This window comes from Amycolatopsis sp. WAC 04182 (assembly GCF_003947465.1).
Classification (GTDB): Bacteria; Actinomycetota; Actinomycetes; order Mycobacteriales; family Pseudonocardiaceae; genus Amycolatopsis.
In genome coordinates, this window is sequence record NZ_QHJJ01000003.1 from 400,530 (window position 1) to 423,741 (window position 23,212).

Annotated in this window: 24 protein-coding genes; 10 read left to right on the forward strand and 14 right to left on the reverse strand. The window is 68.1% G+C overall.

Annotated features, from left to right (window positions below):
- Positions 1 to 38: 38 nt before the first annotated feature.
- From DMH01_RS43320 to DMH01_RS15615, 3 genes are all read right to left on the reverse strand, one after another.
- Positions 39 to 734, reverse strand: a complete 696-nt coding sequence (locus DMH01_RS43320; protein ID WP_370323469.1) for a tyrosine-type recombinase/integrase — start codon at positions 732 to 734, stop codon at positions 39 to 41.
- A 439-nt stretch (positions 735 to 1,173) separates the two neighbouring features.
- Complete coding sequence (locus DMH01_RS15610) at positions 1,174 to 1,998, reverse strand: alpha/beta fold hydrolase (protein ID WP_233621537.1); 825 nt, start codon at positions 1,996 to 1,998, stop codon at positions 1,174 to 1,176.
- A gap of 98 nt (positions 1,999 to 2,096) precedes the next feature.
- Positions 2,097 to 2,852: a thioesterase II family protein gene (locus DMH01_RS15615; protein WP_125677379.1), complete on the reverse strand. Its 756-nt coding sequence runs from the start codon at positions 2,850 to 2,852 to the stop codon at positions 2,097 to 2,099.
- A gap of 161 nt (positions 2,853 to 3,013) precedes the next feature.
- Between DMH01_RS15615 and DMH01_RS15620 the strand changes: the two genes are divergently transcribed.
- The gene (locus DMH01_RS15620) at positions 3,014 to 3,391 is read left to right on the forward strand and encodes a hypothetical protein (RefSeq protein WP_125677381.1); all 378 of its coding nucleotides are present in this window, start codon (positions 3,014 to 3,016) and stop codon (positions 3,389 to 3,391) included.
- A gap of 318 nt (positions 3,392 to 3,709) precedes the next feature.
- Here the strand turns inward: DMH01_RS15620 and DMH01_RS15625 are convergent, their stop codons facing one another.
- The gene (locus DMH01_RS15625) at positions 3,710 to 4,573 is read right to left on the reverse strand and encodes an alpha/beta fold hydrolase (protein WP_125677383.1); all 864 of its coding nucleotides are present in this window, start codon (positions 4,571 to 4,573) and stop codon (positions 3,710 to 3,712) included.
- A gap of 57 nt (positions 4,574 to 4,630) precedes the next feature.
- On the opposite strand from DMH01_RS15625, the gene DMH01_RS15630 reads away from it, so the two are divergent.
- Positions 4,631 to 5,449 (forward strand): AraC family transcriptional regulator, encoded by an 819-nt coding sequence (locus DMH01_RS15630; RefSeq protein WP_125677385.1) that lies wholly within the window; start codon positions 4,631 to 4,633, stop codon positions 5,447 to 5,449.
- 87 nt (positions 5,450 to 5,536) lie between these two features.
- Complete coding sequence (locus DMH01_RS15635) at positions 5,537 to 6,385, forward strand: fructosamine kinase family protein (protein ID WP_125677387.1); 849 nt, start codon at positions 5,537 to 5,539, stop codon at positions 6,383 to 6,385.
- A 1-nt stretch (position 6,386) separates the two neighbouring features.
- Here the strand turns inward: DMH01_RS15635 and DMH01_RS15640 are convergent, their stop codons facing one another.
- Positions 6,387 to 7,061: a TetR/AcrR family transcriptional regulator gene (locus DMH01_RS15640; RefSeq protein ID WP_125677389.1), complete on the reverse strand. Its 675-nt coding sequence runs from the start codon at positions 7,059 to 7,061 to the stop codon at positions 6,387 to 6,389.
- A 93-nt stretch (positions 7,062 to 7,154) separates the two neighbouring features.
- On the opposite strand from DMH01_RS15640, the gene DMH01_RS15645 reads away from it, so the two are divergent.
- On the forward strand, positions 7,155 to 7,880 hold the full coding sequence (locus DMH01_RS15645) for an SDR family oxidoreductase (RefSeq protein WP_125677391.1): 726 nt from the start codon (positions 7,155 to 7,157) through the stop codon (positions 7,878 to 7,880).
- A gap of 10 nt (positions 7,881 to 7,890) precedes the next feature.
- On the opposite strand, the gene DMH01_RS15650 is transcribed toward DMH01_RS15645, so the two are convergent.
- The 5 genes from DMH01_RS15650 to DMH01_RS15670 form a co-directional block, all read right to left on the reverse strand.
- Positions 7,891 to 8,493 carry a DUF2510 domain-containing protein gene (locus DMH01_RS15650; protein ID WP_125677393.1) on the reverse strand — a complete coding sequence of 201 codons (603 nt, stop codon included), beginning with the start codon at positions 8,491 to 8,493 and terminating at the stop codon, positions 7,891 to 7,893.
- A complete protein-coding gene (locus DMH01_RS15655; RefSeq protein WP_125677395.1) occupies positions 8,490 to 9,854 on the reverse strand; it encodes a DUF4041 domain-containing protein in 1,365 nt (454 codons plus the stop codon). The genes DMH01_RS15650 and DMH01_RS15655 overlap by 4 nt, the downstream gene beginning before the upstream one ends.
- A 234-nt stretch (positions 9,855 to 10,088) precedes the next feature.
- Entirely contained in the window at positions 10,089 to 10,352 is a 264-nt protein-coding gene (locus DMH01_RS15660; protein WP_125677397.1) for an amphi-Trp domain-containing protein, read from the reverse strand.
- 81 nt (positions 10,353 to 10,433) lie between these two features.
- The gene (locus DMH01_RS15665) at positions 10,434 to 11,030 is read right to left on the reverse strand and encodes an SUMF1/EgtB/PvdO family nonheme iron enzyme (protein WP_125677399.1); all 597 of its coding nucleotides are present in this window, start codon (positions 11,028 to 11,030) and stop codon (positions 10,434 to 10,436) included.
- Between the two features lie 29 nt (positions 11,031 to 11,059).
- Positions 11,060 to 12,205: a Cmx/CmrA family chloramphenicol efflux MFS transporter gene (locus tag DMH01_RS15670; protein WP_125677401.1), complete on the reverse strand. Its 1,146-nt coding sequence runs from the start codon at positions 12,203 to 12,205 to the stop codon at positions 11,060 to 11,062.
- Between the two features lie 367 nt (positions 12,206 to 12,572).
- Between DMH01_RS15670 and DMH01_RS15675 the strand changes: the two genes are divergently transcribed.
- Together DMH01_RS15675 and DMH01_RS15680 are read left to right on the forward strand one after the other, a co-directional pair.
- Positions 12,573 to 13,652 (forward strand): dihydrodipicolinate reductase, encoded by a 1,080-nt coding sequence (locus tag DMH01_RS15675; RefSeq protein WP_125677403.1) that lies wholly within the window; start codon positions 12,573 to 12,575, stop codon positions 13,650 to 13,652.
- Positions 13,649 to 14,128 carry a carboxymuconolactone decarboxylase family protein gene (locus tag DMH01_RS15680; RefSeq protein WP_125677405.1) on the forward strand — a complete coding sequence of 160 codons (480 nt, stop codon included), beginning with the start codon at positions 13,649 to 13,651 and terminating at the stop codon, positions 14,126 to 14,128. Before DMH01_RS15675 ends, DMH01_RS15680 begins: the two co-directional genes overlap by 4 nt.
- Before the next feature lie 43 nt (positions 14,129 to 14,171).
- On the opposite strand, the gene DMH01_RS15685 is transcribed toward DMH01_RS15680, so the two are convergent.
- Positions 14,172 to 15,713, reverse strand: a complete 1,542-nt coding sequence (locus DMH01_RS15685; RefSeq protein WP_125677407.1) for a GMC oxidoreductase — start codon at positions 15,711 to 15,713, stop codon at positions 14,172 to 14,174.
- 173 nt (positions 15,714 to 15,886) lie between these two features.
- On the opposite strand from DMH01_RS15685, the gene DMH01_RS15690 reads away from it, so the two are divergent.
- The 3 genes from DMH01_RS15690 to DMH01_RS15700 all read left to right on the forward strand — a co-directional run bounded on the left by DMH01_RS15690 (position 15,887) and on the right by DMH01_RS15700 (position 20,156).
- Positions 15,887 to 16,252 carry an RNA-binding S4 domain-containing protein gene (locus DMH01_RS15690; RefSeq protein ID WP_125677409.1) on the forward strand — a complete coding sequence of 122 codons (366 nt, stop codon included), beginning with the start codon at positions 15,887 to 15,889 and terminating at the stop codon, positions 16,250 to 16,252.
- Between the two features lie 143 nt (positions 16,253 to 16,395).
- Positions 16,396 to 18,714 (forward strand): cellulose binding domain-containing protein, encoded by a 2,319-nt coding sequence (locus DMH01_RS15695; protein ID WP_233621539.1) that lies wholly within the window; start codon positions 16,396 to 16,398, stop codon positions 18,712 to 18,714.
- A complete protein-coding gene (locus DMH01_RS15700) occupies positions 18,711 to 20,156 on the forward strand; it encodes a cellulose binding domain-containing protein (RefSeq protein ID WP_125677411.1) in 1,446 nt (481 codons plus the stop codon). Before DMH01_RS15695 ends, DMH01_RS15700 begins: the two co-directional genes overlap by 4 nt.
- Positions 20,157 to 20,200: 44 nt before the next feature.
- Here DMH01_RS15700 and DMH01_RS15705 read toward each other — a convergent pair whose 3' ends face one another.
- Positions 20,201 to 21,004: a class I SAM-dependent methyltransferase gene (locus DMH01_RS15705; RefSeq protein ID WP_125677413.1), complete on the reverse strand. Its 804-nt coding sequence runs from the start codon at positions 21,002 to 21,004 to the stop codon at positions 20,201 to 20,203.
- Between the two features lie 50 nt (positions 21,005 to 21,054).
- Between DMH01_RS15705 and DMH01_RS15710 the strand changes: the two genes are divergently transcribed.
- On the forward strand, positions 21,055 to 21,627 hold the full coding sequence (locus tag DMH01_RS15710) for a TetR/AcrR family transcriptional regulator (protein ID WP_125677415.1): 573 nt from the start codon (positions 21,055 to 21,057) through the stop codon (positions 21,625 to 21,627).
- A 100-nt stretch (positions 21,628 to 21,727) separates the two neighbouring features.
- Here DMH01_RS15710 and DMH01_RS15715 read toward each other — a convergent pair whose 3' ends face one another.
- Together DMH01_RS15715 and DMH01_RS15720 are read right to left on the reverse strand one after the other, a co-directional pair.
- Complete coding sequence (locus DMH01_RS15715) at positions 21,728 to 22,561, reverse strand: bifunctional 5,10-methylenetetrahydrofolate dehydrogenase/5,10-methenyltetrahydrofolate cyclohydrolase (protein WP_125677417.1); 834 nt, start codon at positions 22,559 to 22,561, stop codon at positions 21,728 to 21,730.
- Entirely contained in the window at positions 22,558 to 23,181 is a 624-nt protein-coding gene (locus DMH01_RS15720) for a cyclodeaminase/cyclohydrolase family protein (protein WP_034318628.1), read from the reverse strand. Before DMH01_RS15720 ends, DMH01_RS15715 begins: the two co-directional genes overlap by 4 nt.
- Between the last annotated feature and the right edge of the window lie 31 nt (positions 23,182 to 23,212).

Sequence of the window (23,212 nt, forward strand, 5' to 3'; positions counted from 1 at the left end):
TGTGCGGGGCGACGTTCGTAGCTGATCCTTGTGCTACTTCACCTCGTGCTGCTGTAGGCTCGATCGAGTGTGCGCGCCGTTTCTGGGTTCGCTACGCCGGGGTCGACGTAATGAGTTCGTGTGAAGTCGCCGTCGACGTGACCAAACTGGTCGGCCACGTCATGGGAGCTGTGATGCGCGCGGTATAGGACGGTGGCGGCGGTTTTCCGTCCGCTGTGCGACAGGAAGTCCGGGATATCCAGGCGCTTCCGCATCAGCTTGATGGCCTTGCTGATTGCCTTCGGGCGTCGCCATTGGTACTTGGTGCCGCTACAGAGAAAGACAGGCTCGGTTTCGTCTACGTCGGAGGTCTTGCGCATCACGAACACGAGATACAGGAAGTCGGGGATCCCGACGATTCGGTTCGAGCGTGTCGTCTTTACTGGCCCGTAAGTCGGTCCCTGCCTCTTTGGTTCGGTTATCGTGGCGCAGATCCACAGTGAGCGAGGTGGAATCGTCCGTACCTCGTCGAAGGCGGTCCGCTCGATCGGCTCGTCGCTGAGATTGATGTACTGCCAGGTCAAGGCGAGCGTCTCACCCACTCGCGATCCTAGGCCGAACAAAGTTCGGATGAAGTCGGGTAAATCTGAGCGTTTGCTGTAGGCGTCGTTGTCGAGTTTGGTGAAGAATTCCGGCATTTGAGCTATCGGCATCGACTTCGCTGCGTGACGTGTGCCCCCGGTGATCCTGCGCATGCTTGTGACGGGGTTGTGGAGGATCACGTCGTCTTCGACGCCTAGCTGTAGCAAGCCGCGGACGACTTCACGCACGATCCGACGCGTGCCGGGGGCGAGCGGTGGTTTCTTCTTCGGCGTTTTGCCATTCTTCGTGCGGCTACTCACGAGGCCTTCATCGAATTTCTGCAGTTGAGTGACTGTAGCTTCAGTGAACAGCAGGCCACCGATCCCGGGGACGACGTGGTTATCGAGGATCGACTCGTAGCGATCGCAGGTCGTGGGAGCACATTCCTTACGGATCCGCTTCCGATAGGCGGGAACTGCATCTCTGATTCGGGACGATGTGGTGAGGCGGGCTCGCGTCTGGCTCAGTGCTGCGAGGTCATCGCGTAGCCGAGTTTGCGCGTCCGATGCGCTGGTACCGGTGCGTTCGACCGGGCCGGTGACGCCGTTGTGGCTACGGTAGTTGGCGATGGCGCGCCAGCGGGGGAGGCGGATGCCGGCCGGTAGGTTGGCTTTGGGGACCCAACGGCCGTCGCGGTATCCGTAGAGCCGGATGTTGCCGTACGTGCCGAGGGAGAGTGGCTTGCGGGGCAAGGTCTCCTCCGTAAAACATGGATATGGCATGGATATAGGCTGCTGAGCGCCAGTCGCAGGCGTCGTACCTGCATGTTAGCTCGAAAATCAGGTAGTAATACTGGTACCACCAGCCGAGCTCGGCGGCCGGGGAAAGCGGCTGCTTGTTCGTCTCCCGGTTGGTCACCAGGTAGCCGCTCACCGAGACGAGTGCCTTGCACCGTTCGGGCCACAGCGCGGCGATGATCACGGCCGTGCGGGCGCCCCAGTCGAAGCCGCCGAAGACGGCCTTCTCGATCTTGAGGGCGTCCAGCAACGCGACGATGTCGGCGGCGATCGCGGACTGCTGGCCGTTGCGGAACGTGTCCTTCGACCGGAACCGTGTCGGCCCGTAGCCGCGCAGGAACGGCACGATCACCCGGTATCCGGCCGCGACCAGGCGCGGGGTGACGTCGACGTAGCTGTGGATGTCGTAGGGCCAGCCGTGCAGCAGGACCACCACCGGACCGCCGGCGGGTCCGGCTTCGGCGTAACCGATGCTCAGTTCCCCGGCGTCGATCTGCTTGATCGGGCCGAACGAGGTGGTCCCGCCGGTCGTGGCGGGCGCCGCCACCGGTGCCGCCGCGGGCTGGGCCGAACAGCTCGCCACGGTGGCTCCTGCTGTCGCGGCGACGACGGCCTGCGCGAACCTTCTCCTGCTGAGCATCCTGATTCCTCCCGCGAAACGCCTGGTACGGGACGAAATTAGGGCGCAGGCTCCTGGCGCGGCGACCGTCGGACGACGTCACCGGTGTAAGTCGGGTACTAGGCGACTTCCGGCTCGGCGGCCACGAAGGCCGCTTCCAGCCTGCGGATCCGGGCCCAGAACCCGGCCTCCCTGCCGGGCTCGAGAACGCCCAGATACCCGCCGGGTACGACACGCCCCACGAACGCACCGGACGTCCACACCCGCCAGCCGCCGGTGGCGTCGTCGCCCGAAGCGGACGCGGGATCGTCGGCGCCGCGGATCGCCGCGATCGGGCACGGGAGCCGGGTCTTGGTGGGCCCGCGGTAGGCGTTCAGCAGCTGGAGGTCGCCGAGCAGCAGGTCCAGGGCGTACTCCCAGCTTTCGGGTGAGTCGCGGTAGCCCGCGACGGGGGTGAGCCCGGTGCGGCCGAAGACCCGCCCCATCGCCGACGCGCCCGCCTTGGCGTTCTTGTCCGGTGAGCGCCGCTGCGGAGCGCACGCGTCCACGACGACCAGTGCGCCGGGGGCGACGCCGAGGCGTTGAGCGGTTTCCAAGGCGACGAAGGCGCCCATTCCGAATCCGATGGTCACGGAGCGGGAAAACCAGGATTTCGGTGTCGCGGCGGCCAAATGCGTGGCGAGTTCTTCGAGAGAGGACGCCGGTGATTCCGCGAGTCGTTCCCCGTGGCCGGGATATTCGTAGGCGCGGATGTCCGCATCGACCGCTCCCGCGAGCGCGTCGAACGCCCGGCTGGTACCGCCCGCTGGTGGAAACAGCAGGTAGCCGGGTTCGTGACTGTCTGATGTAGACAGTGAAACGAGTGCGGCCGTCATGATCCGAAAGATACGCGCGATTAACCCGAATGGGGTAACGGTTCGGATTCGACCAAGATCAATTCACCCGCCTGAGGGAGGTTTCGGCAAAAGCCTGCCCGGCCGTGTCGTATCTGGCGCCGCCTGTTCGACGTCTTGATAAGAGCCGGAAGGAGAAAGCGATGAACACCACGACACTGGCCTCGACCACGCGGCTGAACCCGGTGAGCCGCACCCTGCCGGTTCTGCTGGCGATGGAGGACGACGCCGAAGACGTCGGCCGCCTGTCCCCGGACGACCGTCTGACCTGCCACGTGCACGGCCGCTGGATCCACCAGTGCGTGGCTTCCCCGCTGCACGTCAACCCGGTCACGCGCCACCGCTGGTGCCGTTCGTGCGCGACCGCGTTGACCGTCTCCGTCGACGAACTGTCCGGTGACGTCACGATGTCCTGTCCTCGGTGCGGCCACGGCGAAAGCGCCGCCTCGGCCAGGTTGATCGCCGCGTGCCGCGCCAGTCTGGCCGCCGCGCGCCGGGGTTCCGGCGCGCGGGCCGCCTAGAGTCTGTCCTGCAAGTCGGTTCGCGGTCTTCGCGCCCAGGTGTCGCGAAAGCCACTTTCGGGACATCAGACGTCGCGAACGTGGCTTTCGCGACGTACTCCGGAAGCACGATCACTTGCGGGACGCCGTCGGCGGCACAGGTGCCCACAAAGGCCTCTCTTCGAAGCGACCGAGGGGTCGTGAGTGATAAAGAGGGTGAGAACCGTCCTTGCCGCTCACGACCCCACCTAAACCGTACATACAAGCATCAAGCGAACATTCCGGTCAGCGAAAGCGTCCTTTGTGGACGCTCGGGGGCGCAGGCTTACAGGACACCGCCTAAGCGACCTTGTCGAGGACCCGCTCGATGATCAGGTCACGGTCCTCCGGGCGGAGATGAAGGTAGTGGCCGGCGTCCGGCAGGATTCCGACGTCGGCATGGGGGAGCAGGCTCTCGAGCCGTGCGGCGGCAGCGGCGGAATCGTGGACGACGCTGCGCCCGCCGAACAGGGCGAGCGTCGGCACTTCGATGGACCGCAAGGCCTCCTCGGCCGGGCATACCTGGAACGGCACCCGCGCGCGATAGCACCGGATCCCGGCGAGTACGAGCCGGGCGGCGGGCTGGTCGAGGATGTCCGCACCGGCGGACCACGTCACGAAGCGGCGCCACAGCCGGTCGCTGTCGAATACGGCGGCGGCCAAGCCGTACCGGAAGACCTTCCGGGTGAAGGGAGCCGAGACGGTGGTCGCGTCCAGCAACGCGATGGACGCGAGTCTTCCGGGCGCGTGGATCGCCTGGTTGACCGCGTGCCAGCCACCGGTCGAACCGCCGACGAGCCGTACGTCGCTCAGTCCCAGTTTCTCGAAGACGTCGTCGAGGGCGCTCGCGCGGTCCCGGATGTCCTTGAACGGCGCCTTTTGCACGCTGCGGCCCGCTTCGCCGAGAGTGTCGATCGCGTAGACGGTGTGGTGTTCGGCCAAGGGCGGGATGAGCGTCGCGAAGCAGGCCGAGGTCGCCAGGAGTCCAGGCAGCAGGGCCATCGGGCCGCCGCCGTCGCCGTAGCGGTAGACCCGCGTGGTGCCGTGGCGCGTTTCGACGTCGAAGACCCCGCCCGGTTCCGGGCATTCGGCCATGGCGCGGTCGTAGGCGGCGAAATAGCGCTTTTCGGCCGCCAGATTTCTGAAATCCCCGATTTTGTCCATGAGGGGAACGCTAGGCAAAGCCGTCTTCCGGGTCTTGAACGAAAGTAAGATGACGGCATGGGTGGGTGGGGTCTCGTGGTGCCGCGGCGGAACATCGTCCGCGCACCCGGTGAGCGGATTCTCCGGTGGCCGCATCCCGGCCTCGCCGCCCATGTGGCGAGCTACGTCGCGCACGACCTTCCCGACGCGGGCGCGAACTCCTGGCAGGTCACCCCGTTGTCCGTGCTCACCTGGGTGATCGACATCGACGCGCCGGTCAGAGGACCGGAGATCCCCGTTTCGCCGGTGCTGGGCCTGCGGGACCGGCCGTTGCGAATCGAACAAGCCGGTGCTTCGCGCGGGATCATCGTCACCCTCACTCCGCTCGGCTCGTACGCGTTGTTCGGAATCCCGTTGCGGGAGCTGGCGAACTCGGTCGTCGCGGCGTCGGACCTGCTGCCGGCCGGGTCGTTGACCGAACGGCTGGGCGAGGCGGCGGACTGGCCGGAGAGATTCCGGCTGCTGGACGAGTACCTCGCGGCGAGGCTCGCTCGCGGCCCGGAACTGGCCGCACCTGTCCGCTACGCGTGGGACCGGCTTTGCGCGGGGCCGGTCCGCGTCGACGTCCTCGCCGACGAGATCGGCTGGAGCAGGCAGCACCTCAACGTCCGGTTCCGTGAGCAGATCGGGCTGAATCCCCGCACGGTCGGCCGGATCGCCCGGCTCAATCGCGTGCTGGCGCTGCTGGACCGGGCGTCGTCGCTTTCCTGGGCGGAGGTCGCGTATTCGGGCGGCTACAGCGACCAGGCGCATCTCATCCGCGAGTTCCGGGCATTGACCGGACACAGCCCGGCCGAGGTCGGGAAACCGGCGGGGCTGTTCGTTCCGCCCCGGTGATGGCCGTTCGTCTCTCGAAAGCGCACGCACGCGGATTCGCCTCCGTACAACGAGCGTTCACCCGATCGGCGGAGGTAGGTTGCGAGTATGACTCAGGTTTCGACGCCTGCCGAGGCTGCCACGAAGATCACCGGACGCGCCGTCGCCGGGCAGCGGAGCCTGTCGAGCGGGGTGACCGAGGTGGTACTCGACAGCGGGGACACGGTGGTCGTCAAACGGGGCCACGCGCGGAACGCGACACCGGCCGAGGCCGCGGGTCTGCGGTGGCTGGGGGAGCCCGGTGCGGTGCGAGTACCCGAGGTCCGCGGCCACGACGGCGAATGGCTGGTCACCGAATTGGTCGGCGGCGGACGGCCGACGCATCACGCGGCGGAGCGGTTGGGGAGGGGGCTCGCGGAGTTGCACGCGTCGGGCGCGCCCGCGTTCGGCGCGGCACCGCCGGACGGGCCGACCGACGCGTGGATCGGCCTGGCCCCGATGGAGAACACGCCGGGCGACGACTGGCCGGCTTGGTACGCCGAGCACCGGGTCCTGCCCTATGTCCGCCGCGCGGTCGACGAGGGCACCCTGAACGGTGACGAAGCCGCTGTCATCGAGCAGGCTTGCACACGGCTTCCCGAAGTGTCGGAACCTCCCGCGCGCCTGCACGGTGACCTGTGGAACGGCAACGTGCTGTGGGGAGCCGTCGAGGCGTCGCTCATCGACCCGGCCGCCCACGGCGGCCATCGCGAAACCGACCTCGCGATGCTGCAGTTGTTCGGCTGCCCGTTGCTCGACCGGGTGCTCGCCGCCTACCAGGAGGTTTCCCCGCTCGCCGACGGCTGGACCGATCGGATCGGCGCACACCAGTTGTTCCCGCTCCTGGTGCACACGGTCCTTTTCGGACGGTCCTACGCCGGGCAGGCGGTCGCGGCCGCGAAGGCCGTCGGCCGGTAGCTCAGCGTGCGAGGCGGTCGAGCCATTCGGCGAGCATCGCCCGTTCGGCGGGGGTCAGGACGGTGCCGGGTTCCTTCTCCAAGGCGGCTTTGAGCGCGATCGCGCGGCTGGGGATGTCCGAAACGTGGTCCGCGGTGTCGGTGGTGATCGCCGCGATCACGTGTTCGCGGGCGGCGATGAACAGGCCCGGATCGCGCTGCTCCGGTGGGCTCGCGAGGAAGGACAGGATCACTCCCATTCCGGTCGCGTGCACCAGTTGCGCGGCTTGCTCGACCGGCACGCGCAGCCTGCCGGCCTCGGCGATGCGTTCGATGATCCGGCGGAGTATCGCGTCGGCCTCCTGGCGCGCTTCGCGGACGCGGGGCTCGCCGTACATGAGCATGTAGAAGGCGGGCCGGCGCAGGCCGAACTCGACGTGCAGGTCCCAGCCTCGCCGGAGGTCGCTCACCGGGTCGACGGTCTGCCAGAGGGCGTGCTTTCCCTCCAGGTAGTTCTTGAAGCCGTACGTGGCGACGGCATCGAGCAGACCGTCCTTGTCGCCGAAGGTCCGGTAGAGCGTCGGCGCCTGCACTCCGGCGGCGGCGCTGACCGCACGCGTCGACAGCGCCTCGCGGCCCCCCTCCTCCAAGAGCTCCGCCGCCGCGCGGATCAACCGGTCTTTCGTCGTCAACGTCATGTATCGACGATAACACCCACGCGGTAGCACTGGTTCGATATCGCTGATACAGTGATCGTGTTATCACCGAAAACACCTGATGGGAGCACTTCCATGGCACGCGTAGCGATCGTCACCGGCGGTTCGCGGGGTATCGGCAGGCAGGCCGCCGAGCGGCTGGCGTCCGACGGATTCGCGGTCGTCGTCGTATATGGCGGAAACAAGGACGAAGCGCAGGCCGCGGTCGACGCGATCATTGCCGGCGGAGGCCAGGCGATCGCGGCGCAGGCCGACGTCGCCGACGAGCAGGCCGTCGCGGCCGTGTTCGACACCGCGGAGAAGACCTTCGGCGGAGTCGACGTCGTGGTCCACGCCGCGGGCGCCCTGTACCTCGCGCCGGTGGCCGAGCTGGACCTCGACCGGCTGGACCGGTTGCACCGCACCAACATCCGCGGCACCTTCGTGGTCGACCAGCAGGCCTCCCGCCGCGTCCGCGACGGTGGCGCGATCATCAACTTCTCCACGTCGGTGCTCGGCCTCGCGCTGCCGGGATACGCCGCCTATGCCGCCTCGAAGGGCGCGGTCGAGGCGATCACCCTGGTCCTCGCCCGCGAACTCCGCGGCCGCGACATCACCGTGAACGCGGTCGCCCCCGGCCCGACCGCCACGGCGCTGTTCCTCGACGGCAAGGACGAGGCGACCATCGCGAGCATGGCGGCGCAGCCCCCGCTCGAACGTCTCGGCACCCCGTCCGACATCGCCGAGGTCGTCTCGTTCCTCGCCGGCCCGGCCCGCTGGGTCAACGGCCAGGTCCTTCGCGCCAACGGCGGCATCGTCTGAGCTTCTCGGTTCAAACGACGTCCAGTCGCGGCGCGGCGGCAGCCGACTGGGCCGCGTGGGCGATGGTGTTGGCGTCGTTGAGGTTGTTGACCCGCACGGTGAACGCCGGAATGGCCCGCTTCGTGAACTTGGTGGTGTAGACCGAGAACGTCTTCGTGGCCTGGGAGTAGAAGATGTGTTTGGTCTGGTTCCAATCGACTTCGAGGAACTGACGGCGCACGACTCCGACGAACAGGAAGAGCAATCGGCGGTTCGTGCAGGCGAGTACACCCTGGCCTTCACCTTGGGCGGCGGTGAGCGCGAGTACCTGTTCTTCGGGCCGGAGGTAACCGGGGAGGAGATTGACCTCCTTCATCGAGCCGACCAACACGCCGCGAACGTTCTGCAACGCGACCACGATGTCTCGGCGCATCGCCGGAACTGGGGAGGGCTGAACGGCCTGCTGCTGCGGCGGCGGCGCTGAAGGCGCGGGGACGGGGCGTGCGGCGGTGTGGAAGGTCCAGCGATATCCGTCCCAATACCGCAGAAGGGAGTCGTCCAAAGGGTCAGGAAACCAGGACGGAGGACGAGGAGGTGCCTGCGGGGGAGCAGGCGGCAAAGGTGGATGACTCATGTCAGATCGCCGTCCGAGGACAGATCGCCGTCGCCACCGGCGTCAGTGTTCGAAGAAGCAGCCGACAGCGCGAGCGAGCGTTCGGCGCGCGAAGAGGCGGCGTCGCGGCGAGACGCTCGCCATTCGACGGCGTCCGCAGTGTCCTTGTATTCGAGGATGTGGTCGTCGCCGAGCCCGGTGAGTAGCTCCTTCACCCGCGCCGGCGTGGCATAGAAGAACTCCCGGCGTGGATTCACCATGTTGACGCGATCGGCGGCCAGCCGCTGGTGCAGGGCGGTTTCCAGGGCAACGGCGTCTTCGGAGAAGAAGAGCCCGTGGACATCGAACCGGAACGGGACGGAAGCGTCGCCGAGCTCCCGGACCCTGTCCATCGGTTCGAGCCGACGGGTCATCCCGATCTTCACCACGTCCGGCCCGAACGCGCCCAGGTTCGAGATGACGTAGACGTAGCCCGCACGGACGTTGGCCGCCCGCTGCTCGACGCCGGCGATGGCGTCGTCGACGGCGGCCAACTGCTCCTTCGCTCGGGCCCAGCCTTCGGTGTCACCCTTCGCCTCGAGCCGGGCGAGCACGGTGGTGTAGTGAGTGCGCTCCTTTGCGAGACGCGCTCGCTCCCGCTCGACTTCCTTCATGACCTTGGCCTCTTCGCGAAGCCTGGCACGTTCTTCCCGTGCCGCCTCGCGTTCGACCTCGACCTTCATCAGGTAGTCAGCGGTCAGGTCGATCTCCTTGAGTCGGAGCCGGTGGTAGTCGCTGGAGATGACGATGCGCATCAGGGTGCCGAGCTTGCCGATCGTGTCCCGCGTGGTCGTCAAGCGGTTCTTGACGGACTCCACCGTATGCGGCTTGACCACCCGGACCGCGTTGTCGGCTTCGGCGTTGTACGCACGGAGCATCAACTTGGCCATGTCGCGGCCCAGCTTCTGCCCCTCCTTGACCGATCCGTTGACCGCCCAATCGACCTGACAGGTCACGGCGTCGGCCTTCGCGGCGGTCTTGATCTGCGCCCGCAGTTCGGCGAGGGCGTCCTTGTAGGCCAGCGCGTCCTCGAGCGGATGCGCGTATTCGTAGATGCCCACCTGCTGCAACAGCGCGAGTTCCCGGGTCTCGACCAGCTGGGAGCGCCAAGACTCCAGCTCGACGTTCAGTTGCTGTCGGGCGGCCGACTGCGCCGAGTGCTCCGCTTTGGCCTGCTCGACCGCAGCTTTCAACCCGCGGAGTTCGCCCTCCAGTACAGCGGTCTCGGTTCCGCGAAGATGCCCGACCCAACCCCTCAACTCCGCGATCGTCGCATGGGCTGCCGCGAGCTGCTGGTGAAGAGCGGCGACCTCCGCACCCTGATTGTTGCCGAACAACGCCACGCTGCTTCCTCCTCGTGTGGCACTGGGCAAACCGCCGGTCAAGATCGCCGGTTCCCGTGCTACTTCCGAATCTTGACGAGGGCACGCGGTGTTACGGACTTCGGGGCGAGAGCCGCCGGTTCACTGAACCGGACTAACGGCTTGGAGTACGGCGACGACCGCTCGCCGAGCAGAGTTAACGGGCGGGCCCGCCAAAGATCGACGAGCCCGCCCGAGTCCTTTATGGACGAAGGATCAGACGACGGTGCCTTCGGAGTCGTCGTCCGAGTCGGTCTCTTCGATCTTCCACTTCAGCTGGAACTCGACCTCTTCCTCGCCGTCGCCGCGCTCGTGCTCGATCGAGAACTGCGCGCGGGCGGGGACGCGGAACCGTTCCCCGGCGATCTGGATGCGGAAAGAGGTCTCGGACTCGAGCGCGTCGGCGAGCCGGCGCAGTTTCGCGACGACGTCGGCGGTGGAGTAGACGCGTTCGACGTCTCGGGGAGCGGTTCCGGTCACGGTTTCCTCCAGGGTCCGACACCCTGGCCGGGTGTCCGTGCCGCCATTCAATCGCGTGATCATCACGTCGTGGAGGCGGGGTCACAGTGACCGGGCGAGTCGGAAGCCGACGTCGTCGACACGGAAGGTCGGGTGGCTGCGGCGCCGTACCGAAGCCCGGCAGCTCCAGTGCTCGTCGAACCAGCCGCCGCCCTTCAGGACCCGGTATTCGCCGTACACCTCGGCGTCGTACACGTCCCAGCACCATTCCCAGACGTTGCCGAGCATGTCGAGCAGGCCCCACGCGTTGGGCGCCTTGCCGCCGACCTCGTGCACGGTCTCTCCGGAGTTCTCGCGGTACCAGGCGATCTCGTCGAGCGGCCCGTAGCGCGGACCGGTCGTGCCGGCGCGGCAGGCGTGCTCCCATTCCGCCTCGGAGGGCAGCCGATAGCCGTTCGCGGTCCGGTCCCAGGCCGGGGAATCCAGCTGGTAGACGGGAGTCAGGCCGTCGCGTTCGGAGAGGGTGTTGCAGAACTCGAGGGCGTCCTGCCACGAGACGTCGACCAGCGGGAGCCGGTCAGGTTCGCGCGTGACCGGAACCGCGGCGAGCAGAAAGGACGCGACATCGACGGTCCAGTTCCGCTGTGTCCGCCGGTCCGACAGCGTCACCTCGCCCGCGGGCACAGTGATCATCTCCATGGTGCGGCCGATGGTACCCAGCCCCGCGTTCATCGATGACGCACGCGGGCGGGCCGCACGACGAGCGGAAGCGCGACGAGGGTGACCGCCGCGCTGATCCAGATGGCGTAGCGGTAGTCCCCGGTCGACTCCGTGACCAAACCGGCGAGCACCGGACCCAGGAACGCGCCCGCGTTCAGCGCGACGGTCGCGAACGAGCCGCCCAGCGTCGGAGCTCCCGGGGCCACGTGCATGACCCGGGCCACGAGTGCGGAACCACAGCCGAACGACAGTCCACCTTGGACGGCGGTCACGACGAACAGGGCGATCGGCTGCGTCCCGACCATCGCCAGCACCGCCCAGCCCACCGGCAGGGCGCACAACCCGAGCACGAGGCCGCGCCGGAGTTCGCCGTCTCCCGTGCGGCCCGCCACTGTGACGCCGAGGAACGCGCCGACGCCGAAAGCCGCCAGCAGTCCCGAAACCGCCCCGGCCGGGAGGTGGGCGACGTCGGTCGCGATGACCGCGAGGAAGGCGAACGTCGCGAAGGTGGCGCCGTTCACCAACGCGCCGAGGAGCATCGCCTGCCGTACGGGAGGCGCTTTGAGTTCACGTGCTTCGCGCCTGATCGAGACTTCGTGGGGCTCCGCCGCACCGGCGGGGGCGGAGCGGAACACCAGCACCAGCGCGGGAAGGCACAACGCGGCGACGGCCCAGAAAGCGGAACGCCAGCCCGCGAGATCGCCCAGTACGGCGCCCGCCGGCACTCCCGCGACACAGGACAGCGTGATACCCGCCAACAGCACCGCGGTCGCCCGCGTTCGCTTTCCCTGCGGCGCCAGGGCGACCGCCACGGGCATCGCCACGGCGAGGAATCCGGCGTTGACGATCGCCGCGACGACCCGGGTGCCGAACAGCAGCGGGAAACTAGTCGTCACGGCGCCGATGACGTGCACCACGACGAAGGCGGTCAGGAACCCGGCCAAGGCCCGGCGTCGAGGCCAGCGCGCACTGAGCATGGCCATCGCCGGTGCGCCGACGATCATTCCGACGGCGTAGGCCGACGTCAGCGCCGCGGCCGCGCCCACCGGGACGGACAGGTCACCGGCGATCCCCGGCACGAGACCGGACGCCATGAATTCGGAGGTGCCTTGCGCGAAGACGGCAAGGCCGAGGACATAGACGAACAGGGGCAACGGACGACTCCCAAGAGAAAAGTGAACAGGAGGAGCCGTGCGCTGGACAGGAGGAAACCCGGCCGGACGCACGGAACAGCGCTCCGGTCACCGGGAAGCGAGAGGGCCGACACCTAACGGCCGGACACGACGACTCGCCGCCGGATGACCGGCGGCGGGGTTCTGTCCGACTCGGGGCTCGTCACGGGAACGCACACTACACACGCCCGCCGTCGCCCCTCAACCCGATTGCCGGGCAGCGAGGAAAAGGGTGTCCGTTCCGCGCACCGGAACGCTTTCGTTGCCCGCCGGAATCAACCCGAGTAATGCGCTCTGACCTGCGGTTTTCCTCATTGTTTCGGTACTCGGATTCGGATAGCCTCGACTGATGATTCCCACGGTTGTCTGGGGTACAGGCAACATCGGCCGCGCCTCCATCCGGGCCGTCGACGCGCATCCGGCGCTGGAACTCACCGGTGTGCTCGTGCACGATTCCGCGAAGGTCGGCCGTGACGCGGCCGCGCTCGCGGGAATCGACGGCGAACTGGGTCTGGCGGCGACCGATGATGTCGACGCGGTTCTGGCGGCGGGGCCGCGAGCGGTGGTGTACGCGGCGTCCGGCGATATCCGGCCCGCCGACGCGCTGGCCGACATCGTCCGCGCGATCCGGGCCGGGGCGGTGGTGGTGACGCCCGCGCTCTACGCGCTGTACGACCAGCGCAACGCGCCCGAGGAACTGCGCGAGCCGGTGCTCGCGGCGATCGCGGAGGGCGGCGGGTCGCTGTTCGTCTCCGGCGTGGATCCGGGGTGGGGCAACGACATCCTGCCGTTGCTGATCAGCGGGCTCGGCACCACCGTGGACGTGGTCCGCTGCCAGGAGATCTTCGACTACTCCACCTACGACCAGCCGGACTCCGTCCGCTACCTGGTCGGGATGGGGCAGCCGATGGACTACCAGCCGCCGATGCTGGCCCCGTCGGTGCCCACGATGGTGTGGGGCGGGCAGGTACGGCTGATCGCCCGTGGCCTCGGAGTGGAGCTGGACGAGATCCGGGAGACACTCGATCGCCGTCCGCTGGAGAAGACCGTGACCACGCGGGCGATGGGCGAGTTCGAAGCGGGCACGCAGGGCGCGGTCCGCTTCGAAGTGCAGGGGATCGTGGACGGCGAGCCGCGGATCGTCATCGAGCACGTGACCCGGATCCACTCATCGTGTGCGCCGGACTGGCCGATGCCGCCCAGCGGCGACGGGGCGCACAAGGTGATCATCGAGGGCCGTCCCAGGATCGAGGTCTCGGTCGAGGCCACCGACGAAGGCGAGAACCGGTCCGCCGGGGGCAACGCGACCGCGGTCGGCAGGCTGGTCGGCGCCATCGACTGGCTCGTGGACGCCAAACCTGGCCTCTACGACGCACTCGACGTCCCCTTGCGACCGGCGACCGGCAAGCTCGGAAGGAGCGCGCGATGAACATCGACATTCCCGAGGGCAAGGACCCGATCGGCTACGTCTGGGGCGAGATGGTGCCCGGGATCGGCGTCGCGGCGTCGCAACTCTCGCTCGCTGTGTACTCGCACACCACGCTGGGGCTCCGTGAGTTCGAAGCGGCCCGGTTGCGGATCGCGCAGATCAACGGCTGCGTCTTCTGCCTGGACTGGCGGACCGAGCGTGACGGGGTGAAGGTCGAGGAGGAGTTCGCCGCCGCGGTGACCGAGTGGCGCACCACCGACGCGTTCGACGAGCGGACCCGGCTGGCCGCCGAATACGCCGAACGCTACGCGCTCGACCACCACGGCATCGACGACGAATTCTGGAAGCGGATGGCCGGGCACTACAGCCAGAAGGAAATCGTCGAGCTGAGCATGAGCATCGGTTCCTGGCTCGCCTTCGGGCGCTTGAACCACGTTTTGGGGATCGACACCGTCTGCGTGCTGCCGAAGATTTGAAGAATAGGCCGAGGCGATGGCCCCGGCCTTTCTCCGGTCGTCGTCACAGATCGGTGGCGACGATCTTTTCGATGTTCCTTTCCGCCAGCGCGGTAATGGTGACGAACGGGTTCACCGAGGTATTCCCCGGAATCAGCGCGCCGTCGATCACGTAAAGGCCCGGATAGCCGTGGAGCCTGCCGTAATTGTCGGTCGCCTTGCCGAGCACCGCGCCGCCGAGCGGGTGGTACGTGAGGTGGTCGCCCCAGATCTTGTAGGTGCCGAAGAGGTCGGTCCGGTAGATCGTGCCTTCCTTGGCATTGATCTTGTCGAAGATCGTCTTCGCCATCTCGATCGACGGCTGCTTCCACGCGGTCTGCCAGTCCAGGTCGACTCTGTTCGCACCGGGGTTCCAGGAGAACGCCGCGCGGTGGGGGTTCTTGGTGATCGACAGATAGAACGAGGCGTAGGTCTCGATGCCGGTCGGCAGGGGCGCGACCTCGGCGAACGCGCCCCCCGCCGCCCAGTTGTCGATACCCGCGGTGGGGATGGAGGACTGCAACGCCCCGGTGGCGTCCCACATGTGGTTGGCCCGCCCGCACATGACGTTCCCGTTGTCGCCCCAGCCTTTGCCGACCTCGGTGCTGAGGTTGGGCAGCGCACCGGTGGCCCTGAGCTTGACCAGCAGCTTGCTCGTGCCGACGCTGCCCGCGGCGAAGAACACCTTGTCCGCGGTGACGGACTTCGTCGCCGTCACGGTGCCGCCGGTATCGAGCTGCTCCATCACCACGGTGTATCCGCCGCCGGACGCGGGCGTCACCGACGTGACGCGGTGCAGCGCCGAGATCGTCACGCGCCCCGTCGCCTTGATCCTCGGAAGATAGGTCTGCTGCAACGATTTCTTGCCGGCGTTGTTGCCGTAGAGGATCTCCCCGGCCAGCGCGGACCTCGGGACCGTGCCCGCCTGTTCCTTCTTCATGTACTCCCAGTCGTACACGTCCGGGACGAACAGGAACGGGAAACCGGACCGCTGCGCGTGTTTACGGCCGACCCGCGCGTACTGGTAGCACTCGGCGGTCTCGAACCAGTTCTGGTCGATGGTGGCGACGCCGAGGCCCGCGTTGGCGCGCGGGTAGTAGACGCCGTACATCTCGCCGGCGTCGACCGTGGGCAGGACGGCGCCGAAGTTCTCCCGTTTCGGCGTGACGGCCATGCCGCCGTTCACCAGTGAGCCACCACCGACACCGCGGCCCTGGTAGACGGTGATGCCGCCGAACTCCTCGGCGTCGAGGATCCCGGTGTGGCGGGGGACGTCCTTGTCCAGCGGGAAGCCGAGGAAGTTGCTCAACGGCTGCTTGGTCCGCGTCCTCAGCCAGAAGGAACGGTAGTCGGGTTTGGTGGTGTTGGCGAAGATCTTGCCGTCCGTGCCCGGGGTGTCCCAGGCCTTGCCGAGTTCGACGAGATGGACGTCGACGCCGGCCTCGGCGAGCCGGAGCGCGGCGACGCAACCGCCGTATCCCGAACCGATGACGAGTGCCGGGATTCGGGCGGCATCGGCGATCGAACTTTTCGCGGAAGCGGTCCCGCCGAGGGCGGCCGCCCCCAAGATAGAACCAGTTCCTGCGATAAAGAGGCGGCGGGATAACTGTCCGGAAGCGCTTCTCCGCATGGTTTCGTCGCTCACGTGATCTTCCTCACCGTTGAGGGATTTAGAACAAGTTATACCTGCGGTTATGCCGGGTGGCAATAAAGCCGGCCGATAGGCCACTATGTACTGCTGTGGAGTCCACTCGAGTTGACCGCTGGCTGTGGGCCGTCCGGCTGACCAAGACGCGTCCGGACGCCGCCGCGGCATGCCGTGGCGGCCATGTCCGCGTGAACGGCAAACCGGCCAAACCCGCGACCACGGTCGTGGCGGGTGACGAAGTGCGTGCGCGGGTACACGACACGACCCGGATCCTGGAAGTGACGCGGGTGATCCAGAAACGGGTCGGTGCCGCCGACGCCGCGACCTGCTTCATCGACCGGACGCCCGCGCCGCCGCCCGAGGCCGCCGTTCCGGTCGCGCGGCGGGAGCGGGGTGCGGGGCGCCCGACGAAGCGGGAGCGCCGCGTGCTCGACCGGTTCCGTTCGGGCGAGGGCTGAACGGAACCGTCGGTGGATCGTGCCATTCACATACGTGGACATGATTCACATCCGTTGACGACCGACAGGGACGTGAACTATAAAGACGGGGTCCGGGTGTACACGCCGCAACACCTTCCGTCAGTCCGTCACGGAGGTTTCGGGTGTCCCGAAAAAGTCCTCTTCGTCGTGCCGTCCTCCCGGCGGTCGCCGCCGTGGTCGCCGCCGCAGCACTCCTGCAGGTACCGCCCCAGGTGGCGGACGCGGCGCCGGGGCCCGGCGCGCTACCCGGCCTCGACCTCGGAGCGGCCAACCGCCGCGCGCCGGTCGCGGGGCTCTACGACTGGTCCAAGGCCGGGTATCGCGGCGGTGCCACCCTGCCCGGCTCCGGTGAGGTGAATCCGGACGCCACCTGTCAGGTCACCGCGGCCGAGCTGGCGAGCCAGTACAACGTCAAACCCGACGACGGCGCCGACGACACGAACGGGATCCAGGCGGCGATCGACGGGATCAGGAGCGCGTGTTCGCCGTCCGGGAGCTACACCAAGCTCAGCACGATCACCTTCCCGGCCGGCCGGTTCGACGTCACGCACGAGATCCACGTCGACGCCGACTACCTGATCCTGCGCGGCGCGGGCAAGGACGCCACGAAGTTCGTCTACAAGCCCGACGCGAACACCCTCTACGACACGCTCACCCCGGACGGTTCCGACTGGGACGAGGACGGGATGACTTCGGGCGCGGGCAAGGGCGGCTGGTTGTGGCCCGGTCGCGGGTTGTTCCGTGTCCAGTCCAGGGGAGTGCACACGTCCTACGCGAGCGACCACGCCTCGGCGTCCGCGAACCGCAAGGACATCTTCGAGGGCACGATCAACGTCCATTGGAAGGCCGGGGTGAAGCTGCGGGGCAAGCCGGGCGACACCGCGTTCGCCGCGCGGACGGGGGACAAGGTCGTCCACCTGGCGAGCAGCGGCGCGCTGACCTCGCTCGCCGCCGGGAACCTGGTCAACATCAGGGCGGCCAACTCGCGGAAGTTCTACGAACAGCAGCAGGCGACGCCGACCACGTTCCCGTTGCTGAACATGCACATGCGCCAGCAGATCTTCACGATCGCTGCACTCGATACGTCCGCGCGCACGATCACCCTCGACAAACCGCTCGAGTACGACGTCCCGGTGAACTCCACTTCGGACGGTTCGGCCCCGATCGACGGCGCCACCTACGACTCGAAGGCGGCACCGCTGGTCGACCCGGTGCTCGGTGTCGGGTTCGAGAACCTCGGCTTCACCCAGGACATGCCGGGGCTGAACCCGGCGGAGGCGAACAACAACTACGGGAACATGGCGCCGGCCGCGGAGATGCACGGGATCGTGTTCAAGTGGGCGGCGAACTCCTGGGTCCGTGGCATCCGCGCGGACATGACCGGATCGCATCCGATCGTCACCGAAGAGGCCAAGAACCTCCAGATCGTCGACAACGAACTCAACGGCTCATGGAACAAGGGCAAGGGCGGCAACGGCTACTTCCGCGGTTCCCGGGTCTGGGACTCGCTCTACGCCGGCAACACTTCGACCCTGCTGCGGCATTTCACCTTCCAGTGGTCCGCCGCGGGCAACGTGGTGATCGGCAACTCGTTCGACTCCGACCTCAACCTGCACGGTGGCTGGGAACGCAACAACCTGTTCGAACTCAACACGGTCAAGGTCCCGTACGCGCACCGCTCCGGGAACTGCCGGGCCAACTGCGGCGAGGAGGGCGGGGGCGGCCCCGACGACTCGAACTGGTTCCCGATCTGGTGGGGCGCGGGCAAGAAGGCGGTCAAGTGGTCGGGCGCTTCCGGCCCCCGCAACGTGTTCTTCAACAACGCCATGACCAAGCAGCTCGCGGACAACGGCCCGTACAACGACTTCTACGCCGACCGGCACCGCGTCTACTCCTTCGGCTGGGACGGCACCGCGTACAAACACCTCGACATCGGCGGGACGCCGGTCGCCGACTGGGCGAAGAACGAGCAGCGGGATTACACCGGCGGGCACGGCGTCGACGCGACCAAGACCGACGCCTCGTCGTCGCTCTTCCTGAAGTCCGTCGACGGGACCCCGCCGTCCTCGCCGACGAGCCAGAACCCCACCACGACCACACCCACCTCGACGAACCAGACCCCGAGCGCGTGCCTGAACGCGACGTTCACCCGTAAGTCGGTGTGGGACAGCGGCTATGGTGCCGGTTTCACGGTCACCAACACCTGCTCGGCCGCCGTCGGTTCGTGGGCGGTCGAGTTCGACCTGCCCGCCGGGACGACGATCACCGGATCGTGGAGTTCGGTGCTGACCAGGACCGGACAGCACTACCGGTTCGGGAACGCGGCCCACAACGGGAGCGTCAAACCCGGCGGCACGGCGACGTTCGGCTTCAACGCCGCCGGTCAGGGACTCCCGGTCGCGTGCTCGATCGCCGGAACGAAATGCGGAGGCACGGAATGACGAGGAAACGACTGCTCGCCGCGATCGCGGCCACGGCGTCGGCGGCGGGCCTGTTCGGCGCCGTCGTCACCGCCGAGGCCGCCGCGCCCAGCCTGACCGCGACCTTCGCCCAGAGCTCGGCGTGGGACAGCGGATACGGCGGGAAGTACACGCTGACCAACGCGGGCGACGCGACCAGTACACAGTGGACGATCGAGTTCGATCTCCCCGAAGGCACCACGATCACGACGTCGTGGAGCTCGGTGCTCACCAGGACCGGCCAGCACTACAAGGTCACCAACGCAGGCTTCAACGGCACGATCAAAGCCGGCGGCACCGCGTCGTTCGGCTTCAACACCAAGGGGCTCGGCCTGCCGACCGGCTGCACGATCGACGGCAGCCCGTGCGGGGGAGGGCCGCCGAGCACCACCACGACACCACCCACCACCACGAGCAAACCGCCGACGACGACCACGAGCGTTCCCGCGGGAGAAGTGGTGGACGTGAGTACCGCGGCGGAGCTGCAGGCCGCGCTGGCCGCCGCGAGCCCCGGCCAGACCATCCGGCTGGCCACCGGAACCTATCGAGGTTCGTTCGTGGCCACGAAACCCGGCACGGCGGGCGCACCGATCACGGTGACGGGACCGTCGACGGCGGTCCTGATCAACGACGGCCCGTCCGGTGAGGCGCCGTCCTGCCCGGCGCCGACCGCGGGCTGGGACTCCGGGTACGGGTTCTGGCTCTACGGTGCGCCGTACTGGCACCTCAAGGGTTTCACCGTGCAGGAGTCGAAGAAGGGGATCGTCGCGGACAACTCGCACCACACTGTGATCGAAGGGGTGCGAGTGCACCGGATCGACGAGGAAGCCGTGCACTTCCGCCGCTCCTCGGCGGACAGTGTCCTCCGCGATTCGACGATCAGCTACACCGGTCTCGTGCAGGCGGGTTACGGCGAGGGCGTCTACCTCGGCTCGGCGAACTCCAACTGGGCGTGCCACGGGAACTCCGGCGGGGTCGACCGAAGCGATCGGATCCAGGTGCTCGACAACCACATCGGGCCGTACGTCGCCGCGGAGGGCGTCGACGTCAAGGAAGGTACCGCGGACGGGGTGATCCGGGGCAACACCTTCGACGGCCAAGGGGTTTCCGGGCAGAACTCGGCCGATTCCTGGGTCGACGTCAAGGGATCCGGGTACATGATCGAGGGCAACACCGGCACCTTCGCTTCGCCGGGAACGTTCGCGAACGGGTACGAGACGCACAATCCCGGGACCACCCCGTCGTTCCCGAACGGGTGCGGGAACGTGTGGCGCGACAACAAGTCCGATCTCGGCGGGGTCGGCCAGTACGCCATCAAGATCACGTCGACGTCGAAGTGTTCGGAACGGCCCAACGTCGTCCACGCGTCCAACACCGTCTCGAGGGCGGTGAACGGGCTGACCAACATCCCCGTCACGCCTTGACGGACGCCGGTGACGGGAGCGTCGCGGCTCCCGTCACCGGCGGGTCAGTCCCGGACCGCGGTGATCGCGACGGTGGCGTAGCGGACGGTGAACCGTCCGCCCATCCCGTCGATCACCGCGCCGACTTCAGCGAGGATCTCTTGTCGCACTGTGGATTCGACCCAGGTGAGCGAACCGAACGTCGGAAGCTGGTCCAGCCATTCGTCCCGGGTGTAGACCCGGTCCCAGTCGTGGCGGCTTCGTTCCGGCTCGCCGAACCCGCCCGCCTCGCGCAGCCCGTCGGCGACCTTCACGATGAGTGGCCCGTACGGGTCAGAGGGCTGTTTCGGCACGCTGCCGAGATCGATCGGGGAATCCGGCACGAGCCGCCGGTAAGCGTCCGCCAAGGCGTTCGCGACCTCTTCCGGCGGTTCGGGTACGTGCCAGAACGCGGCCAAGAGTCCGCCGGGCCGTAGCACTTCGGCGGCCTTGGCGGCGCCCGCCACCGGGTCGACCCAATGCCAGGCCTGCCCGGAGACGAGCAGATCGAACCGGCGTCCGGCGGGCTCCCAGTCCTCGAACTTCGCGACCTCCACGTCGATGCCGCCCTGGCGGGCGAACTCCGCCATCCGCGAGTCCGGCTCGACGCCGAGGACGTGACAACCCGCCGCCTGGAACTGGCGTGCTTCGATCCCGGTCCCTGCGCCGACGTCGAGGACGTCGCGGCCCGGGGCGGCGGCGATGAGGTGACCGATGAGTTCCGGGGGATAGGCGGGCCGGGTGCGGTCGTAGCGTTCGACGTCCGTGCCGAAGGATTCCGCGGCCTGTCGATAGTGATGAGGCTCTTGCCCCGAGGGTAGAGTGGGCATGCGCCCATCTTAAGTGGGCACTTGCCCACTCGTCAACGCAAGGGAGCCGTATGCCGACCGGGATAGCCCTGCGCGCCGTCCGTGCGCAGTTGTTCGACGCGGCGGAGCGAGTCCTGCTGCGGGACGGGCCGAGCGGGCTCACCAGCCGAGCCGTGACCACGGAGGCGGACTGCGCGAAAGGCGTCCTTCACCGGCATTTCGACGACTTCGACGGATTCCTGGCCGAGTTCGTGCTGGACCGGATCGAGAAGCTGGACGAGAAGGGCCTCCGGGAAGCCGTCGGTACCGGAACGGTCGTCGACAACCTCACCTCGGCGCTCACCGCGGTGTTCGAGTCGGTCGCGGTCGCGATCGTCCCGCTCGTGATCTTCCGCGACGAGCTGCGTGCCCGGTTGCGCCGCGAGTGGCCCGCCGGGGTTCCGGTGCTGACCCAGGCCGCCGTGATGATCGGCGGGTATCTCGACGCGGAACGGGCGCGGGGCAGGATCGCGGCTGACGCCGACGTCGAAACCCTCGCGGCGACGCTCATCGGTGCCGCGCATCTGCTCTATGCCGACCGCACCGCACCCGCTCCGGAGATGGCCCAGGTGCGGAAGGTCGTGGAAACGGTGATCGGGACGTAACTCACGTGATTGGAGGCGTAACTCACGTGATTGGCGGTGCTCGATCACAGGCAAGCGAAGGGCGGCGAGTCCTCAGTGGACTCGCCGCCTTCTCGGTGGATCAGGACCGCGCGGCGGTGACGGTGTGCCGCAGCAGCAGCGACGTCGTGACCGGGCCGACGCCGCCGGGGACCGGCGTGATCGACCCCGCGATCTCCTCGACCGCGGCCTGGTCGACGTCGCCGACGAGCCCGCCTTCCGGCGTCGGGTTGGTGCCGACGTCGATCACCACGGCACCGGGCTTGACGTGCTCCGCGCCGACGAAATGCGCGCGGCCGACGGCCACGACCAGGACGTCCGCGGTCTTGGTGACCGACGCGAGGTCCTTGGTGCGGGAGTGGCAGACGGTGACCGTCGCGTGCTCGCCGAGCAGCAGCAGCGCGGCCGGCTTGCCGACGATGGTCGAGCGGCCCACGACGGTGACCTGGGCACCCGAAAGGGCGACCTGCTCACGCTTCAGGATCTCCAGCACCGCGGCGGCGGTGGCGGGCGCGTAGGTGGGAAGGCCCGCGGTGAGACGGCCGAGGCTGACCGGGTTGGCGCCGTCGACGTCCTTGCGCGGATCGATGTGCGCGCCGACGTCGTCGAGCGTGACGCCTTCGGGCAACGGGGTCTGGCAGATGATGCCGTGGACCGACGGGTCCGCGGAGAGCTTGTCGAGTTCGCGGGTGACGTCCTCGCCGGTCGGCTTCTCGAGCTGGACCACGCGGCAGTCGACGCCGACCTTCTTCGCGGCACGCTCGATCGAGCGCACATACCAGGCGGTGGCGTCGTCGTCGGTCGGCACGAGCACGGCGAGCGTCGGGGCGGTGCCCGATTCGCGGAGCTTGGCGGCGGTCTCGGTGACCTCGGCGGTGATGGCGGCGGCGATCGCGCGCCCGTCGATCAGGGTCATCGGGCGAGCCTTTCGCGAACCTGGGCGATGAGGGCGTCGGCGCGCCCGGCGGCGGGGGTGTACTCGGTGAGGCGGGCCTCGGTCTCCTTGCGGAGCTGCTCGTCCGCCATGGAAGCGAGGTTGACCTCGACGTTGACCACACCGGATTCGAGCGCGGACTTGGCAGACGAAGCCGCGACCGCGATGTCGGAGATGACGTTGGTGTTGGCGCCTTCGAGGATCGAGGCGGCGACGTCGATGACCTCGGCGGCGAGGGCGGCGGTGCGCAGCGGGACCTCGGCGGCGCCGACCAGCGCGGCCTGGATCGCGGCGGTGCGCGCCTGCTTCTCCTCGTCGGTGGCCTTGGGGAGCTTGTACGCGGCGACCACGGCGTCGAACGCGGCGGCGTCGTCGGCGGCGAGGCCGAGCGCGCGCGTCCGGAGGTCCTCGGCCTTGGCGAGCGCCTCGGTCATCGTGGCCTCGTGCTCGGCGTACTTCGGCTTGCCGATGGTCAGGTTGCACACCATGGAGACCAGGGCGGCACCGACCGCGGCGTTCATCGCGGCACCCGCGCCACCACCGGGCGTCGAGGCCTTCGATGCCAGCTCGTCGAGCCACTGACCGACCGGTTGAGCCTCCACGCGATGTTCCCTTCCCGCTGGTTTTGCCGTC